The sequence below is a fragment of the Gordonia malaquae NBRC 108250 genome, from assembly GCF_000344135.1.
Classification (GTDB): domain Bacteria; phylum Actinomycetota; class Actinomycetes; order Mycobacteriales; family Mycobacteriaceae; genus Gordonia; species Gordonia malaquae.
This window is the reverse complement of record NZ_BAOP01000039.1, coordinates 23,602-41,500: the sequence shown is the minus strand read 5'-3', so window position 1 is coordinate 41,500 and position 17,899 is coordinate 23,602. Positions and strand designations below refer to the sequence as shown.

Sequence of the window (17,899 nt, the reverse complement as noted above, 5' to 3'; positions counted from 1 at the left end):
ATTCCCTCGGGTGTCGATCCCAGTACTGAGTTTGGAGAGATCTGGATCAGAGATACGCCTGCGTGAGCATTTCGAGCAGGTGGCCGGACGGATCTTTGAAGTACACGCGCTTGCCTTCATCGGTGGAGATCTCGTCCGGGCGTGTCATCTGCGGGTCGGCCCAATGTTCCACGGCGAGCGTCCTGAGGGCGTTGTACCCGCGGTCGAATTCGTCGTCGTTCATGAGGAACGCCATGTGAATCGGATCGTTGACCGGCGCGGGAGCGAACTGCAACAGCGTGTCGTCGTCGAGCTGAATGTTGATGAACGGGCCCCAGTTCGGAGCGGGCCGCGCGCCGAGAACTGCGAGATAGAAGTCGGCAGACAACGCGGGGTCGTGGGCGCCGATGATGGTGTGATTGAAACTGACTGGCATGGTGAGACTTTCGTCTACGGCACCTCCATGTCTGACGCAGTCCGTCACCGACACGCGATGCTGAGCCCAACGCTATCAGGGCCCGATCATCGTGATGGGCGACATACTGGCGAAGTGTCACAGGCAGGCGTCGGCCGGTGTCCCATGTATGTCAACCACCGACGCTAAAGGGAGGCCACACCATGAACATCGTGATCGCAGGGGCCGGATACGCGGGAACCGTCGCGGCGAATCTGTTGGCGCGCAAAGGAAGAGGACTGAAGGTCACGGTCGTGAGTCCGCACTCCGAATTCGTCGAGCGCGTCCGGCTGCACCAGGAGATCGCCGGAAGCGGACCGGCGACACGGCCGTTGTCAGAGATGCTCGACAGCCGTGTCGTGCACCGGAAGGCCGCTGTCGAGAAGGTCGGCGACGGCGTCGTCGAGCTGTCCGACGGAACGTCGCTCGACTTCGACCGCATGATCTACGCGGTCGGAAGTTCGGCCGCCGCACCCGAGGGGACGCTCGCGGTCGGTGACGTCGACCAAGCCCGTGAGGCCGCTCGACGACTGCGGGCCCTCGAAGAAGGGGCGACGGTGACCGTCGTCGGTGCTGGATTGACCGGTATCGAAGCGGCGTCGGAGATCGCCGAACAGCGACCCGACCTTGCGGTTCGGCTAGTCGGCGACGAGATCGGCGCGTCGCTCGGAGACGCCGCGCGGCGTAGAGTCGTCGAGGTGCTGTCGTCCCTGGGCGTCGAGGTGGTCCGCGGCACGTGGACGGCTGTCGACAACTCGGACCTCACACTGTGGGCAGTGGCCGCGCAGGCCGGGGACCTGGCCGCGCGCAGCGGTCTCGACACCGATGAGACGGGCAGGGTGCGAGTCGATCCGCAGCTCCGCAGTACCAGTCACCCGAACGTGTACGCGGTCGGTGACACCGCCGCGGTGGCGGGAACACGCGCCAGCTGTCAGGCCGCCTTACCGCAGGGCGCGCACGCGGCGAAGAACGTGCTCGCTGAACTCCGCGGCGACGAGCCGAAGCCGTTCTCGATGTCGTTCGTCGGGCAGAACGTGTCCCTCGGACGTCAGAACGCCGTGATTCAGCACGCCCACCGCAACGATGTGCCGACGCGCATCTGGTTCGGCGGTCGGCCGGGCGCGTACTTCAAGGAGCAGGTGTGCAGGTTCGCGGCGACGTCGGCCCGCAAGGGTTCCGCGGTGACGATCCCGGGCCCACGATGACCGACGACTTCGTAGAGCACCGGCCGCTGCTGTTCTCGATCGCATACGAGATCCTCGGTTCGGTGGCCGACGCCGAGGATGTGGTCTCCGACAGTTGGCTGCGGTGGCGAGACGTCGATCAGGCGAGCGTCGCCAACCCGCGCGCGTACCTGGCGCGGATCGTCACTCGGCAGGCGCTGAACACGGCGCGGTCGGCGGCCCGGCGGCGTGAAGACTACGTCGGGCCCTGGCTGCCGGAGCCTCTCGAGACGGCGTCCGGCGATGCCCTCGACCACGTTCTGACGGGAGAAGCGGTCACGACCGCGATGCTGCTCGTCCTCGAATCGTTGACTCCCGCCGAACGCGCGGTGTTCGTTCTTCGTGAGGTCTTCGCGTTCGAGTACAGCGAGATCGCGGCGGCCGTCGACAAGACGGAGCCCGCGGTGAGACAGATCGCCAGTCGCGCTCGAAATCACGTCCGCGCGAGGCGAAGTGCGGCTGTCGCGGAACCGTCACAGGCGCAGGCAGTTGCCGAACAGTTTCTGGCCAGTGCGATCACGGGCGACGTTCAGGGCCTGATGGACGCACTCGCGCCGGGCGCCGTGTTCCTCGGCGACGGCGGCGGGGTGGTCTCGGCTGCACGACGTCCCGTGCACGGAGCCGACCGAGTCGCACGACTCCTCGTCGGTCTGCTCGCAAAGGGGACGGGGATGGGCGAGCTCGGGTTCCGGATGACCGTCGTCAACGGGATGCCCGCGGTGATCTCATCGATCGACGGCGCGATCGACAACGTCACCTGCATTGAGGTCGTCGACGCGCAGGTGACTGCGGTATACGCCGTCCGGAACCCGGCGAAACTGCGGTCGCTCAGCCTTTGAGGCGGCAGCATCGCAGTCCGCATACGATCGAAGCCATGAGCGCACCCCACTCCCGAACTCTCGATCGCGACACGGTCCTCTGCGTCTCGCTTGCCGCCCGGCCGTCCAACATCGGGACGCGGTTTCACAACTATCTGTACAACGAGCTCGGCCTCAACTACGTCTACAAGGCGTTCGCGCCCGCCGACATCGAGGCGGCCGTCACCGGTATTCGAGGACTGCCGATCCGCGGTGCGGCTGTGTCGATGCCTTACAAAGAAGCGGTGATTCCGCTGGTCGACGTGGTTGAGAAGTCGGCTGCGGCGATCGACTCGGTGAACACGATCGTGAACGACGACGGCGTCCTCCGGGCGTACAACACCGACTATCAGGCGGTGGCGGACCTGCTCGCGGCGTCGTCGTTCGATCGGTCGGCTCCGGTCGCAGTGGCGGGCAGCGGTGGTATGGCGAAGGCGGTTGTCGCCGCACTGCGTGACGAGGGGTTCACCGATGTCACGGTGATCGCGCGGAACGTCGAGGCCGGCGGTGTACTCGCCGCGAAGTACGGATTCGCTCATGCCGCGGAACTGGGTGACGCGCGCCCGACGACGTTGGTGAACGCGACGCCGATCGGAATGGCCGGCGGGCAGGCAGCGGAGGATCTCCCGTTCCCGCAGGAAGCGGTCGATGGCGCGCAGGCCGCACTCGACGTTGTCGCCATGCCCCCGACCACGCCACTGGTCCGCGCGCTCCGCGCCCGCGGTGCAGAGGTCATCAGCGGCGACGCGGTGATCGCCGGTCAGGCGGCTGCACAGTTCGCGCTGTACACGGGAATCACTCCGACTCCGGAGCAGGTTCGCGAGGCGTCTGCGTACTCGCGGGCATAAAATCGCCGCATGCTCATCGCAGGTCTCGTCTTCGCCGCCGTCGCGGCCCTCGTCCACGTCTTCATCTTCTATCTCGAATCCATCGCGTGGACGACACCTCGGGCGCGGGCCGTGTTCGGGACCTCCGAGGCGGAGGCGGAGGCGACCAAGCCGTTGGCTCTCAACCAGGGCTTCTACAACCTCTTTCTCGCGATCCTCATCGGTGCGGGCATCGCGGTGATCGCCGCGGGGCAGCAGGCCGTCGGTGCGACGCTGGTCTTCGCGGGTGCCGGAAGCATGGTGGCGGCGGGCATCGTGCTGATCGCGTCGGACCCGTCGAAGACGTCGGCTGCGCTCAAGCAGCTCGTCCCACCTGCGATCGGTGTGCTGTTGCTGGCGATCGGACTGCTGGCGTGATCAAGGTCCTCGCGTTCGACACCTTCGGGACGGTCGCCGACTGGTACACCGGCGTGTCGACGGCGCTCGCAGAGACGTTCCCCGACCTCGATTCGTCCAAGCTCGCGCTCGACTGGCGACGCACCTACGTGCCGGGTCTGCTCGAGGTCGAGTCGGGTGAACGCCCGTGGACGCTGCTCGACGACCTGCATCGTGAATCGCTCCAGCGTCTGCTCGCCGACTCGTACGGCGTGACTGCGACCGCCGCACAGCTCGACGCGGCGGTCCACGCGTGGCATGTGCTTCCGGGATGGCCGGATTCGTCTGACGGACTGCGCCGGCTCAAGACTCGCTTCACGATCGGGGCACTCAGCAACGGCAATGTCGCACTGCTGACCGAGATGGCGAAGAACGCCGATTTCCCGTGGGACTTCGTCGGTGGGGCCGACCTGTGGCGGCACTACAAGCCTTCAGCCGAGGTCTACCTCGGCGTCGCGGACCTCTTGCAGGTGAGGCCGGAGGAAGTCCTGATGGTCGCCACGCACGTCTCCGACCTCGCCGCAGCGCGATCGTTCGGACTTCAGACCGCGTACATCGAGCGGCCCCGCGAGTGGGGTCCGGAGCCCAAGCCCGCCGAGCGCAATCCGCTCGATGAGTTCCACGTCTCCGGCATCGATCAGCTGGCAGACGCCCTCGGCTGCTGAGGAGGCTGGGGACTACCCGGCTCCGCGGCCGGAGACAGTCAGCAGCAGGTCGAGGGCGGTCCCCTCCACGTCGCGACCCTCGCCTGACACGTAGTCGCAATCGGTGGCGATCAGGCGTAGTCCTTCGGCGCGCTCGGCTCCTCCGCCCCAGCTGACGGCCGTTTTCAGTTGGTAGTCCAACGCGTCGAGGACGGCGTCCACGGGGTATTCACCGATGAGCCCGAGGGGTCGCCGCACGTCCTCGCCGTGGACGATCGCCTCCACCAACCGGGTGGCGGGCGGCGCCGGGGGCGTGCGTGTCAGGTCGGCAGCCGCACGGAGGTCGGCGACGAGGTCTGCAGGCTGGGGACGGCGGCGACGTCGTACGCCGAGGTCGTTTGCCCGGTCGAAGTCGAAACGCGCGAGCACCATGTCGCGGACGAACGCGAGACGACCCATGTGTGCGGTGTCGACGATGTGCGCGACGACGTCGGCGACATCCCAACCCGGGCACAGCGACTCCGTCTGCCACATCTCGTCGGGGATATCTGCGAGGTCGTCGGCGAGTCGCCGGCGTTCGTCGTGGACCATCGCCCACACATCGCGACGGCTGAGTCTCATCGATGGGCCCATGCCGTCCATTGTCGACCGAACAGACGAATCGTGAAGGTGTTCTCGCAGTCTTGTCGTGTTTGTCGACGTCCGTCGGGTGACCGAACGGTGTGTTCGCCGTCGATACGATGCGACTCGTGAGCACACCCGGGGAAGCAGGCGAAGTGTCGGATGACATGCGGCCGCACACGTTGGTCGTGGGTGCGGTGATGTCGCTCGCGCTGACAGCCGTCATGTCGGCACTGGCGGGATCGGTGACTGCAGCGGATGTCGTCGAGCCGCTTCCGGTGATGGTGTGGCTTCCGGTCACCTCATGCGTGATCTCGGTGCTGGCGCTCCTGGCTGCCGGATGGGACCTCACCGGTCGGGGAGCGGCGCCCGCAGTTCGGGGCGCGGCTGTCCTCGCAGCACTCTCACCCCTGGCTGTCGTGGCGACCGCGGACGGCGACTGGGCTGGCGCCCGATTCGTCGACGAGGCAGGTTCGGTCGTCTGGACGCTCACCGCGGTCGTCGCGTCGTCGTCGGCATTGCTCGTGTGGGCGGGGGCCCCGCGTGGAGGACCTCGCGGATCTGTGGGACTCGGAATCGCGATCGGAGCGGGCTGCTCGATGCTCGTCGTTCTGCTCGGGATCGCAGCCGCTGTGCCGTACCTCCAGAAGACGGAGCCGGTGGTTCACGGCGAGGGCTCGCAGACAGCTGAGCCCGCCGACGTGGGCACGCCAGGATACCGGCTGTCCGTCGAAGGCACGATCCATGCGGTCGGCCCAGGGTTCGCTCGTGTACGCGGCTCGACGCTTGAGGTGTTCGACGGGCTGGCCGGGACGAAGGTGTGGTCATACGATCTCGGAGAGTTCACAGATGCCGGCCCCACGGTGGTCGTCGGCGCCTCGGTGAACCGGACTCCGACGGTCACCGTCCAGCGAGGACACCTTCTCGCGGTGCTCGACTCGTTCTCGGGCCGGGTCGAAGACACCCGATGGACGGCCGACTCCGCAGTCGACGACGGCGCCTCGCACAGCGACCTCGCCTACGACGGCACACAAGTACAGGTGTCGACTCTGCCAGGCGAAGCGGTGACCAGAGCCCTCATCCGCGACCCGCACGGGGTGAGGATCGACGTGTTCACGATTCCGGGCCCCGTCGAAGCGACCGCACAGACCACCGATCGCCGAGTTCTGATCCAGTTCCGGCAACAGGCGCCTCTGATTCGCATCGTCGGATCCCAGACGACGATTCCGGTTGCTCTCGCGTTGGGGTCGGACGGACGCCCGCAGGAGGTCGTCGCGGTCGCATCCCTGCAGGATCGATTTCTCATCGCGACGTACCGCGAGATCTTCACTGTCGATTCGGGCTCGGGCGAGATCGAGGCGACAACGCCCTCCCCGTGCGCGGCGAACACGACCAATCGGGCGCTGACGGTGGTGCGCGGAGCCGTGATCGTCACCTGTTCCGATGTCGGCACAGGTCGCTCTGAAGTCGTCGGGATGCGATGACCCCCGCCGATTGTCCAGAACCGCGTCGGGGCCAATAGGATAGGGACCCGTGACTCCCACCGAACTCGCTGCTCTGCTGCGCGCTGCGACGCGCACCGTGTTCGCCGCCCACGACCTGGACGTCGACCTGATTCCGGAGACCGTCGTGGTGGAGCGTCCGCGCAGTCCCGAACACGGCGACTACGCGACGAACATCGCCCTCCAACTCGGCAAGAAGGCGGGTATCAACCCGCGCGAACTGGCGGGCTGGCTCGCCGAGGAGTTCGCCGCCGATCCCGGCATCGAATCCGCGGAGATCGCCGGACCCGGGTTTGTGAACCTGCGTCTCGCCGCCGCCGCCCAGAACCAGACCGTCGCCGCCGTCCTCGCCGACCGTGAGAACTACGGCCGCGGCGACGAGATGTCGGCTCTCGACGTGAACCTCGAGTTCGTGTCGGCCAACCCGACCGGGCCCATCCACCTCGGTGGAACACGGTGGGCCGCCGTGGGCGACGCCCTCGGGCGAGTCCTCGCGGCGCGAGGTGCGAAGGTAACCCGCGAGTACTACTTCAACGATCACGGGGAGCAGATCAACCGTTTCGCTCGCTCCCTGCTGGCAGCCGCACTCGATCAGCCCGCCCCCGAGGACGGGTACGCGGGCGAGTACATCAAGGAGATCGCGGCTACCGTGGTCGAGAATCATCCCGGTGTGCTCGAGCAGTCGGAGGACGAGCGGCTGGAGACCTTCCGCGCTGACGGCGTCGACCTGATGTTCGCGCACATCAAGCGCACCCTCCACGAATTCGGCACCGACTTCGACGTGTACACCCACGAGAACTCGATGTTCGATCGTGGCCTGGTGGATGCGTCGATCAACGAGCTCAAGGCCAACGGCAATCTGTACGAGGCAGACGGCGCGTGGTGGCTGCGGTCGACGAACTACGGTGACGACAAGGACCGCGTCGTCATCAAGAGCGACGGCAACCACGCATACATCGCGGGCGACATCGCGTACCTCAAGGACAAGCACGACCGCGGCGCCAACCACCTGATCTACATGCTCGGCGCCGACCACCACGGCTACGTCGTGCGCCTCAAGGCCGCGGCGGCCGCGCTCGGATACGACCCCGAGTCGGTCGAGGTCCTCATCGGCCAGATGGTCAACCTCGTCAAGGACGGCACGCCGGTCCGGATGAGCAAGCGTGCGGGCACGGTCATCACGCTCGACGATCTCGTCGAAGCCGTCGGCGTCGACGCCGCTCGCTACGCGCTGATCAGGTCGTCGATCGACGTCAACATCGACATCGACCTCGACCTGCTGCGCAAGCAGTCCTCCGACAACCCGGTGTACTACGTGCAGTACGCGCACGCTCGACTGTCGGCGCTGTCGCGCACGGCTGCCGAGCTGGGACTGGCGGCGTCGACCGAGCACATCGAACTGCTCGACGACGACGCCGAAGGCGACCTCATCCGCACGATCGGCGACTTCTCCGAGATCGTCGCCACAGCCGCGACACTCCGCGAACCGCACCGGGTGAGCCGCTACCTCGAGACGCTCGCAGGGGCATACCACCGGTTCTACGCCCGTTGCCGCGTCCTGCCGCAGGGCGACGAGGAAGCGGGCGACGTCCACTCCGCACGCCTGGCACTGTGCGAGGCGACCCGTCAAGTGCTGGCCAACGGTCTCGGCATGGTCGGCGTGAGCGCACCGGAGCGTATGTGATGGCCCACCCCGCAGGTCCGCGTCACGCGGACATCCTCGCTGCTCCGCACCTCGCGGAACGGCCGAACAGTCCTGCCGAACTGTCGCAGATCCCCGCCAACGTGTACCCGCGCGGTGCGGCCCGCAACAGCGACGAGGTGCTAGAGGTCGGCGGCGTCGCCGTCGACGAACTCGCTCAGACCTATGGCACGCCGCTGTTCGTCTACGACGAGGCCGACTTCCGGTCCCGCTGCTCCGACATGCAGGAGGCTTTCGGTCCTCACGGCCGTGTGCACTACGCGTCGAAGGCGTTCCTGTCGTCCGAGGTGGCCCGCTGGGTCGACTCGGAGGGGCTCTCGCTCGACGTCTGCACCGGCGGTGAGCTCGCGATCGCGTTGCGCGCAGGCTTCCCCGCCGAGCGCATAGCCATGCACGGAAACAACAAGAGTGAAGACGAACTCGACTACGCGCTGGAGTCGGGCATCGGCCACGTGGTCCTCGACTCGATGTACGAGATCGAGCGTCTGGACCGTCTCGCAGGCGCGCGCGGTGTGGTCGCCGACGTCCTGATCCGAGTCACCCCCGGAGTCGAGGCTCATACGCACGAGTTCATCTCGACCGCGCACGAAGACCAGAAGTTCGGTTTTGCGCTCGCAGGCGGAAAGGCGATGGACGCCGTCCGCGCCGTCTTCGCCACCGACAACCTGCGGTTGGTCGGCCTGCACAGCCACATCGGATCGCAGATCTTCGAGATCGACGGGTTCGAACTCGCCGCGCACCGTGTGCTCGGCCTGTTGGCCGACGTGGTCGCGGAGTTCGGCCTGGAGAAGACGAAGCAGATCGAGGTCCTCGACCTTGGAGGCGGACTCGGCATCTCGTACATCCCGTCGGAGGAGCCACCCCTCGTCGCGGACCTCGCGCGGTCGCTGGTCGACATCGTGCGCCGCGAATCCGAGCGCCTCGGCTTGCCGATGCCCGCCATCGCGGTCGAGCCGGGTCGCGCCATCGCCGGGCCTGCCGGGGTCACCGTCTATCGCGTCGGCACCATCAAGGATGTCGACCTGGACGGGGCTGCGACCAGGCGATACGTGTCCGTCGACGGCGGTATGAGCGACAACATCCGCACCGTCCTCTACGACGCCGAGTACGACGTCCGTCTCGCCAACCGACTGTCCGATGCACCCGCCGTGGTCTGCCGCGTGGTCGGCAAACACTGCGAGAGCGGGGACATCGTCGTCCGCGACTGCTGGCTTCCGTCCGACCTGACACCGGGTGACCTTCTGGTGGTCGGAGCGACGGGCGCATACTGCTATTCGATGTCCAGTCGCTACAACATGGCTCCGCGTGCCGCGGTCGCCGCCGTTCGCGACGGACAAGCACGTCTCATCCTGCGACGGGAGACCGTCGAAGACTTCTTGAGCCTGGAGGTGGATCCCACATGACCGCAGAATCACCCCGTCCGATCGGCGTAGCCGTCCTCGGCATGGGCAACGTCGGAGCCGAGGTCGTCCGGATTCTCACCGAGAACGCCGACGATCTCCGCTCGCGCGTCGGTGCGCCGGTCGAACTGCGCGGCGTGTCAGTTCGTGACCTGAGCCGTCCGCGCTCGGGTGTGCCGTCAGCGCTGTTGACCGACGATCCGGCAGCCCTCGTGGCTCGTGATGACGTCGACATCGTCGTCGAGTTGATCGGCGGCATCGAACCGCCGCGCACGCTGATCCGCACTGCACTGCAGTCGGGCAAGTCTGTGGTGACCGCCAACAAGGCGCTCATGGCAGTCCACTCCGGTGAACTCTCCGACGCGGCCGCGACCAGCAACGTCGATCTGTACTTCGAGGCCGCAGTGGCCGGCGCGATCCCGGTGATCCGTCCGTTGACGCAGTCGCTTGCGGGCGACCGCGTGACTCGTGTGGCCGGCATCGTCAACGGCACCACCAACTTCATCCTGTCGGAGATGGACGAGACAGGCGCCGACTACGCCGACGTTCTGGCCGAGGCAGGTCGGCTCGGGTACGCCGAGGCCGATCCGACCGCCGACGTCGAAGGGCACGACGCCGCCGCCAAGGCCGCGATCCTCGCGTCCATCGCGTTCCACTCGCGTGTCACCGCGAGCGACGTGTACTGCGAGGGCATCTCGTCGATCACCTCCGACGACCTCGCGGCGGCGAAGAAGTTCGACTGCACCGTCAAGCTTCTCGCCATCTGCGAGCGCATCGAGGCCGACGGTGTCGAGAAGATCTCCGCCCGCGTCTATCCGGCGCTGATCCCGTTCGAGCATCCACTCGCGACGGTGAACGGTGCTTTCAACGCTGTTGTCGTCGAAGCCGAGAACGCCGGACGCCTCATGTTCTACGGCCAGGGTGCAGGCGGGGCGCCGACCGCGTCCGCCGTGCTCGGCGACCTCGTGATGGCGGCCCGCAACCGCGTCTACAGCGGCCGCGGACCGCTCGAGTCGACCTATGCGTCGCTGCCGATCGCGCCGATCGACGACGTGCCGACCCGCTACTACGTGTCGATGCAGGTCGCCGACAAGCCTGGGGTACTCGAGCAGGTCGCCGCGGAGTTCGCCAAGCGCGACGTCAGCATCGCAGCCGTTCGACAGGAGGGCGCGGGTGAGAACGCGCGCCTGATCGTCGTCACACACCGCGCCTCCGACCGCGATCAGTCGGAGACAGTCGCCGCAATCGAGAAGATGGACTCCGTCATCAAGGTGTCCAGTGTGCTCCGCCTGGAGGGAACCAATGACTAACGCCGCATACAAGCCCGTCCACCAGGGCTGGCCCGGACTGATCGAGGCCTACCGCGATCGCATGCCCGTGCAGGACGATTGGAAGATCGTCACCCTGCACGAAGGCGCGACGCCGCTCATCGCCGCACCGGTCCTCTCCGAGATCACCGGCTGCGAGGTGTACCTCAAGGTCGAGGGACTGAACCCGACGGGTTCGTTCAAGGACCGCGGAATGACGATGGCCGTCACCAACGCCGTCAACAACGGCAAGAAGGCCGTCCTCTGCGCGTCGACCGGCAACACGTCGGCGTCGGCCGCCGCCTACGCGACGCGTGCCGGCATGACCTGCGCCGTCCTCATCCCCGAGGGCAAGATCGCCATGGGCAAGCTCGCTCAAGCCGTCATGCACGGCGCCCAGGTGATCCAGGTGCAGGGCAACTTCGACGACTGCCTCGAACTCGCCCGCAAGGTGACCGCTGAATTCACTGAGATCGAACTCGTGAACTCGGTGAACCCGGCGCGTATCGAAGGCCAGAAGACCGCGTCGTTCGAGATCGTCGACGTGCTCGGCAAGGCGCCCGACATCCATGCGCTGCCGGTCGGCAACGCGGGCAACATCACCGCGTACTGGAAGGGTTACCGCGAGTACCACGCGGACGGCATCATCGACACGCTGCCGCGCATGCTCGGCGTGCAGGCTGCCGGTGCCGCTCCGCTGGTCAACGGTGCGCCGGTCAGCGATCCGGAGACCATCGCGACCGCGATCCGCATCGGTTCGCCCGCCAGCTGGAACCAGGCCGTCGCTGCGAAGGACGAGTCGAACGGACAGTTCCGCGCGGCGACCGACGAGAAGATCCTCGAGGCTTACCGCCTGGTGGCAGGCCGAGAGGGCGTCTTCGTCGAGCCCGCATCGGCAGCAAGCGTCGCCGGTCTGCTCGCCGCGCACGAGGAGGGCTGGGTCACTCCCGGGTCCACCGTCGTGTGCACTGTGACTGGCAACGGTCTGAAGGACCCCGACACCGCGCTGCTCGGCATGCCGAAGGTCGACGCCATCCCGGTCGATCCTGTGGCTGTGGCTCGTGCGCTCGGCGTCAGCTGACATTCATCATGGAGAACGCTGTGACCGCTGTGACGATCGGCGCGCTTGACGCCGACTTGGTGCTGACCCCCGGGGTGACCGCGCGTGTGCGAGTGCCCGCGTCGAGCGCCAACCTCGGCCCTGGTTTCGACTGCCTGGGTCTGGCTCTCGGGCTGTACGACGAGGTCAGTGTGACGGTCACGGAACCGGGCACCGGTGTTGTGGTGACCGCGGAGGGGGAGTCGGCGGACGACGTCCCGCTCGATGAACGGCATCTGGTGGCGCGCGCAGTGATCCGCGGCCTTGAAGCCGCGGGCGTCGCGGCGCCGGGCATCGCACTGCACTGCGTCAACGCGATCCCGCACTCCCGTGGTCTCGGCTCGTCGGCGGCAGCAGTCGTCGGCGGCCTCGCCGCCGCATCGGGCCTGCTGGTCGCCGATGCGCGCCGACCTGCGCTGACGCAGACTCAGTTGGTCCAGTTGTCCAGCGAGTTCGAGGGGCACCCCGACAATGCCGCTGCGTCCGTGCTCGGATCGGGCGTCGTCACATGGACACACGGCGACACGGAGTTCTTCGCCCGCAAACTGCCGCTGCACCCGTCGATCAAGGCGACGTCGTTCGTTCCGCAGACGCAGTCGTCGACTGCCGAGACCCGCGGACTTCTGCCTGACGAGGTCCCGCGAGCGGACGCCGTGTTCAACGTGAGCCGGGTGGCGCTCGGCGTTGTTGCGCTCACGACCGACCCGACGTGCCTGATGGACGCGACGAGCGACCGTCTGCATCAGACGTATCGCGCTGCCGCGATGCCCGCGTCGAGCGGCTTGATGAACGCGCTGCGCGATCGTGGACACGCCGCAACGGTGTCGGGTGCAGGGCCGTCGGTGCTGGTCCTCGGCACGAGTGACCTCGGTGACGAAGAGGCACAGCTCGCTGCAGAGTACGGCTTCGCGATGCTTCCGCTCGACATCGCCGGTGGTGTCGAGATCCTGCCGTAGGGGCGGGTTCCGCTCTACTTGCCTTACCCGGTGGTACGCTGTAGGCGCTGCGCTACGAAAGTCCACGATCTAGTGGCTTTCCCTTCTTCGGCGCATTGACATACTCCCGCTCGATTCCGAGTGGACGCCCCGGCCTCTGGTGTCGGGGAACGAAAGGATATCCGTGACTGAAACGGACCTGCAGGCTCCCAAGCGCGCACGTACCGGGCTGTCCGCGATGCTGCTCCCCGAACTGAAGTCGCTGGCCGGCGAGCTCGGCATCAAAGGGACCTCCGGCATGCGCAAGGGCGACCTGATCGACGTCATCCGTGCACATCAGCAGGGTGGACGTCCCCCGGCCGCGAAGAATGCCGCCCCCAAGGCAGAGGCGCCGAAGGCCGACGCCCCGAAGGGTGACGCGCCTAAGGCTGCGCGTACGACCGAGGCCCCCAAGCAGGACGCCCCGAAGGTCGAGGCCCCCAAGAACGACTCTCCCAAGAACGACGCTCCGGCGGCCCCGAAGGCCGCTGTCGAGAAGTCGGCAGGTGAGAAGCCTGCGGGGGAGAAGTCGGGTGATCAGCCGGGTGAGAACGCCTCCGGCGACCGTCCCGCACGCAATCGTGATCGGGACCGGAACCGGAATCGAAACCGCGACCGCAATCAGGGCGACCAGGGCCAGTCCGGTGAGAAGCCCGCGGGTGACAAGCAATCCGGCGACAACGCCCAGAGCGACAGGTCCCAGAGCGACAGGTCCCAGGGTGAGAAGTCTCAGGGTGAGAAGTCCGAGAACCAGGGCGACAAGAACCAGGGCGAGAAGAATCGCGGCGGCCAGAACCAGGGCGGCCAGAACCAGGGCAATCGCCAGAACAACAACGATGACGACGACGGTGACGGAAACGGTCGTCGGCGTGGGCGTCGGTTCCGTGAGCGTCGTCGTGGACGTGACCGCGGCGGTGACGGCGGCGGCGCAGAACCGCAGGTCAATGAGGGCGACACCGTTGTTCCCGTTGCAGGCATCCTCGATGTCCTCGACAACTACGCGTTCGTTCGCACGTCGGGTTATCTCGCCGGTTCGAACGACGTCTACGTGTCGATGAACCTCGTCCGCCGGAACGGTCTGCGTCGTGGCGACGCGATCACCGGCGCGGTCAAGGTGGCCAAGGACGGCGAGGGCCAGCAGGCCGGACAGGGCAACAATCGCCAGAAGTTCAATCCGCTCGTCCGTTTGGACACGGTCAACGGCGCGCCCGTCGAGGCCGCACGGAATCGTCCCGAGTTCTCCAAGCTCACGCCGCTCTACCCGAACCAACGTCTGCGCTTGGAGACGACTGCAGAGCGCCTGTCGACGCGCGTCATCGATCTGATCATGCCGATCGGCAAGGGCCAGCGTGCACTGATCGTGTCGCCGCCGAAGGCAGGCAAGACGACGATCCTGCAGGACATCGCCAACGCGATCTCGACGAACAACCCGGAATGCCACCTGATGGTGGTGCTCGTCGACGAGCGTCCGGAAGAAGTCACCGACATGCAGCGATCGGTGAAGGGCGAGGTCATCGCCTCGACGTTCGATCGTCCGCCGTCAGATCACACGAGCGTCGCCGAACTCGCCATCGAGCGCGCCAAGCGGCTCGTCGAGGGCGGCATGGACGTCGTGGTGCTTCTCGATTCGATCACCCGCCTCGGTCGCGCGTACAACAATGCGTCGCCCGCGTCGGGCCGCATCCTGTCCGGTGGTGTCGACTCGCAGGCCCTGTACCCGCCGAAGCGCTTCCTCGGCGCCGCTCGCAACATCGAGAACGGCGGATCGCTGACGATCATCGCGTCTGCGCTGGTCGAGACCGGTTCAACGGGCGACACGGTGATCTTCGAGGAGTTCAAGGGCACCGGCAACGCCGAGCTCAAGCTCGATCGCAAGATCTCCGAGCGGCGAGTGTTCCCCGCGGTCGACGTCAACCTGTCGAGCACCCGCAAGGACGAGCTCCTGCTTTCGCCGGACGAGTTCGCCATCGTTCACAAGCTCCGTCGCCTCCTGTCGGGCCTCGACTCGCAGGCGGCGATCGACCTGCTCGTCAGCCAGCTGAAGAAGACGCGCAGCAACGTCGAATTCCTGATGCAGGTCAGCAAGAACGCTCCCACCGTCGCCGGCGACGACTAGTCACTCGGCGCGATAAGCCAGAAAAGTCACGCCCCGCCCATGTTCATCCACGGGTAGGGCGTGACTTTTCTGGCTTTCTGCAAGCCTGTGGAAATCCGACTGAACCGAAGCGCGGCTCGGTGCGTCTAATTGGTATGAACCTCGAACACGTTTCCGACGGACGATCACGGACTCATCCTGCGGCGACGCGCCCTCGCTCTCGGGTGTTCAGCTGCGCAGTTGTCGCGAGCAGTGGACGCGGGCCTCCTCGAGCGGATCGACCCAGGTGTCCTGGTGCGGGCGACAAGACGCACGCCGCGTGAACTGCACGTTCTACGCGCGCACGCGGTCGCGGAGAGGCATCCCGGCGTCGTGTTCGTTGATGAGACCGCCGCGACGATTCTCGGCCTGCCCTTGTTGAAACCGGTGCGTGACAAGGTGCACGTAGCCTTCGAGACCCGCCGGCGTGGAATCAACCTGGCGGCACGCTGCGGGGGAGTGCCCGAGGAACGCCGCACCATGGTCGGTGGCCTTCTTGTCACGTCCCTTGAGCAGACCGCAGTCGACGTCGCGTGCACCACTTTGCAGGGGTTCGCCGGGGCCCTCACTGTTTTCGACTCGGCGCTCCGGGCGGGTGCGTCGAGACGCCGAATGGAGGGGATGCTGTCGACGCCGCGCCCGGGCGTCGGTGTGGCGCGGGCTGCGCTTCCGTTCGCGAGTTCCGCGTCGGCCAATCCGGGAGAGTCGTGGAGTCGCGCCCAGATGATCGAGGCGGGTCTGCCCTCTCCGCGTCTGCAGCATCGATTCTTCGACGATCAAGGGCGATTCGTCGCCCGATCGGACTTCGACTGGGACGGGCTGCTCGCAGGCGAGTTCGACGGATACGGCAAGTACGTCGACTATCTGGACGGCGCGGAGACGGCCCTCGACGCTGTACGACGAGAGAAGCGGCGGCAGGCCCGGCTGGAGGACCTCGGTGTGAGCGTCGTCCGCTGGGACTGGTCCGACCTGGAAGCCAAACGCATGGCGGCACGAGTGGCGGCGCGCCTCCGTGCATTGCACATAGGCTGACCGAACCATCGCTAGATGGAGGATTCGTCACAGACGGGCACCGGACGAACCCGGCCTAGGCGTGACGTTTCCGGCCTGACGCGATGAATCCGTCAGTACACGTCGCGGAGGTAGCGGCCTTCGGAGCGGAGGCGGTCGAGTTCGGCGCGAGCGTCGTCGGGTTCGACCTCGCCGTGCTCGGCGATGATCGCGGCGAGGGCGTTCTCGACGTCGGCGGCCATGCGGTCGGCGTCTCCGCACACATACAGGACCGCGCCGTCGCGGAGCCAGGTGTAGATGTCCTCGCCGTGGGAGTCCATGAGGTGCTGCACGTACACCTTGTCCTCCTGCTCACGAGAGAAGGCCACGTCGAGGCGATCGAGACTGCCGTCGTGATGCATCTGCACTATCTCGTCGCGGTATAGGAAGTCGTGGTCACGCTTGCGGGCGCCGTGGAACAGCCAGTTGCGGCCCGAGCCGTCGTCGTTGGCGCGCTCGTGGACGAACGCGCGGAACGGCGCGATACCGGTGCCGGGACCGATCATGATGATGTCGGTGTCGGGCTCGGGGAGCCGGAACGACTTGTTCGGCGTCAGGTAGATGCCGACGGTGTCGCCGGGTTCCACCCGATCGGCGAGGTACGTGGACGCTGCGCCGCCCCGATCGCGGCCGTCACCCCACTCGTCTGTCGCGTAATGACGGATCGTCGCAGGCGTCAGGTGAACCGTGCCCTCATGGACGGTGGGCGACGACGAGATCGAATAGGTCCGCGCGGTGAGCGGCTTCAATTCGGCTAGGAACGCCTCGGGAGTGGGGAACCAGTCGGAGTCGAGGTTCAGCAGGTCGAGGACGTCACGCCCGCGCGCCCAGGCTTCGAGTTCCGCGCGGTCGCCTGCAAGGAGTGCGGCGACGTCCTCGCGTCCCCGGGCGTTCGCCAAATGATCGAGCAGGTACGGCGAGACCGACGTGATCTCGAAGCCGTGAGTGAGTGCCTGCGCGAGCGTGCGGTCGCCCTTGCGGTCGGTGATCACCGTGTCGGCCGGCACGCCGAGCCGGTCGATGAGCGCGGCGACCAGCGCGGGCTCGTTCGCCGGGGTGACGTTCACAGCGTCGCCGGGCTGGTAGTCGAGGCCCGAACCGGCGATGTCGAGCACCAGGTGGCGGACTTCCTTGCTGCTCTCCGGCGCTGTCAGCAGAGTGTTCTCCACGACGGTGGCCGGGAAGGGATTGCGCCGTGACCAGCGCTGACGCTTCGCGTCGCGGGTGGGCCGTCCTCTAGTGCTGCCTTCGCTCATACCATCAGGTTAGGCCACCCCAAGACGCTCGCGTCGAGGAGGATTGGCAGCCGCCCGTGACCTTGTGGAATAATCGTTCGGTCAGTCCGGTTCCGGTTCACACCGATGGCATTCTGCCCGGTGACCCGGCGACCACCTTCGAAAGGGACGTAATGAAGCAGGGAATCCACCCCGACTACGAGGTGACCACCGTCAACTGCGGTTGCGGCAACGAGTTCACCACGCGCAGCACCGCCAAGGGCGGCCACATCACCGTGGAAGTCTGCTCACAGTGCCACCCGTTCTACACGGGCAAGCAGAAGATCCTCGACACCGGCGGCCGCGTCGCTCGCTTCGAGAAGCGTTACGGCAAGCGCACCAAGTAGCTCGCCTTCGACGCCCGACTCCGAGATCCTCACCGGTCTTGGTCTCGGGCGTCGTTTCGTTTTCCACCAC

Annotated in this window: 17 protein-coding genes; 14 read left to right on the top strand and 3 right to left on the bottom strand. The window is 66.7% G+C overall.

Translation table 11 applies throughout. The annotated features are described in order from the left end of the window. Positions 1-46 precede the first annotated feature (46 nt). The gene (locus GM1_RS18860; RefSeq protein ID WP_008381540.1) at positions 47-415 is read right to left on the bottom strand and encodes a VOC family protein; all 369 of its coding nucleotides are present in this window, start codon (positions 413-415) and stop codon (positions 47-49) included. A gap of 182 nt (positions 416-597) precedes the next feature. Here GM1_RS18860 and GM1_RS18855 point away from each other — a divergent pair, with 182 nt between their 5' ends. From GM1_RS18855 to GM1_RS18835, 5 genes are read left to right on the top strand one after another with little or no spacing between them, the layout of a single operon-like run. Continuing rightward, a complete protein-coding gene (locus GM1_RS18855) occupies positions 598-1,638 on the top strand; it encodes an NAD(P)/FAD-dependent oxidoreductase (protein WP_008381538.1) in 1,041 nt (346 codons plus the stop codon). Beyond that, entirely contained in the window at positions 1,635-2,495 is an 861-nt protein-coding gene (locus GM1_RS18850) for an RNA polymerase sigma-70 factor (protein ID WP_008381537.1), read from the top strand. The genes GM1_RS18855 and GM1_RS18850 overlap by 4 nt, the downstream gene beginning before the upstream one ends. 35 nt (positions 2,496-2,530) lie before the next feature. After that, a complete protein-coding gene (locus GM1_RS18845; RefSeq protein ID WP_008381534.1) occupies positions 2,531-3,361 on the top strand; it encodes a shikimate 5-dehydrogenase in 831 nt (276 codons plus the stop codon). 9 nt (positions 3,362-3,370) lie between these two features. After that, positions 3,371-3,757 carry a DUF1304 domain-containing protein gene (locus GM1_RS18840; RefSeq protein ID WP_008381532.1) on the top strand — a complete coding sequence of 129 codons (387 nt, stop codon included), beginning with the start codon at positions 3,371-3,373 and terminating at the stop codon, positions 3,755-3,757. Then, on the top strand, positions 3,754-4,440 hold the full coding sequence (locus GM1_RS18835; protein WP_008381530.1) for a haloacid dehalogenase type II: 687 nt from the start codon (positions 3,754-3,756) through the stop codon (positions 4,438-4,440). Before GM1_RS18840 ends, GM1_RS18835 begins: the two co-directional genes overlap by 4 nt. A gap of 12 nt (positions 4,441-4,452) precedes the next feature. On the opposite strand, the gene GM1_RS18830 is transcribed toward GM1_RS18835, so the two are convergent. Further along, entirely contained in the window at positions 4,453-5,052 is a 600-nt protein-coding gene (locus GM1_RS18830; protein ID WP_223291335.1) for a maleylpyruvate isomerase family mycothiol-dependent enzyme, read from the bottom strand. A gap of 116 nt (positions 5,053-5,168) precedes the next feature. Between GM1_RS18830 and GM1_RS18825 the strand changes: the two genes are divergently transcribed. From GM1_RS18825 to GM1_RS18790, 8 genes are all read left to right on the top strand, one after another. Beyond that, positions 5,169-6,524: a hypothetical protein gene (locus tag GM1_RS18825; RefSeq protein WP_157436199.1), complete on the top strand. Its 1,356-nt coding sequence runs from the start codon at positions 5,169-5,171 to the stop codon at positions 6,522-6,524. 49 nt (positions 6,525-6,573) lie between these two features. Then, a complete protein-coding gene (gene argS / locus GM1_RS18820) occupies positions 6,574-8,226 on the top strand; it encodes an arginine--tRNA ligase (protein WP_008381524.1) in 1,653 nt (550 codons plus the stop codon). After that, complete coding sequence (gene lysA / locus GM1_RS18815) at positions 8,223-9,647, top strand: diaminopimelate decarboxylase (RefSeq protein ID WP_040520701.1); 1,425 nt, start codon at positions 8,223-8,225, stop codon at positions 9,645-9,647. The genes argS and lysA overlap by 4 nt, the downstream gene beginning before the upstream one ends. After that, positions 9,644-10,954 carry a homoserine dehydrogenase gene (locus GM1_RS18810; RefSeq protein WP_008381521.1) on the top strand — a complete coding sequence of 437 codons (1,311 nt, stop codon included), beginning with the start codon at positions 9,644-9,646 and terminating at the stop codon, positions 10,952-10,954. Before lysA ends, GM1_RS18810 begins: the two co-directional genes overlap by 4 nt. Further along, entirely contained in the window at positions 10,947-12,032 is a 1,086-nt protein-coding gene (gene thrC, locus GM1_RS18805; RefSeq protein WP_008381519.1) for a threonine synthase, read from the top strand. The genes GM1_RS18810 and thrC overlap by 8 nt, the downstream gene beginning before the upstream one ends. Positions 12,033-12,040: 8 nt before the next feature. Continuing rightward, positions 12,041-13,006 carry a homoserine kinase gene (thrB, locus tag GM1_RS18800; protein WP_040520699.1) on the top strand — a complete coding sequence of 322 codons (966 nt, stop codon included), beginning with the start codon at positions 12,041-12,043 and terminating at the stop codon, positions 13,004-13,006. 163 nt (positions 13,007-13,169) lie between these two features. Continuing rightward, positions 13,170-15,140, top strand: coding sequence for a transcription termination factor Rho (gene rho / locus GM1_RS18795; RefSeq protein ID WP_008381515.1), 1,971 nt, complete (start codon positions 13,170-13,172; stop codon positions 15,138-15,140). Between the two features lie 174 nt (positions 15,141-15,314). Next, positions 15,315-16,190, top strand: a complete 876-nt coding sequence (locus tag GM1_RS18790; RefSeq protein WP_040520697.1) for a type IV toxin-antitoxin system AbiEi family antitoxin domain-containing protein — start codon at positions 15,315-15,317, stop codon at positions 16,188-16,190. A gap of 92 nt (positions 16,191-16,282) precedes the next feature. On the opposite strand, the gene GM1_RS18785 is transcribed toward GM1_RS18790, so the two are convergent. Further along, a complete protein-coding gene (locus tag GM1_RS18785) occupies positions 16,283-17,464 on the bottom strand; it encodes a diflavin oxidoreductase (RefSeq protein WP_008381511.1) in 1,182 nt (393 codons plus the stop codon). 152 nt (positions 17,465-17,616) lie between these two features. On the opposite strand from GM1_RS18785, the gene rpmE reads away from it, so the two are divergent. Beyond that, complete coding sequence (gene rpmE, locus GM1_RS18780) at positions 17,617-17,829, top strand: 50S ribosomal protein L31 (protein WP_008381510.1); 213 nt, start codon at positions 17,617-17,619, stop codon at positions 17,827-17,829. The last annotated feature ends 70 nt before the right edge of the window (positions 17,830-17,899 follow it).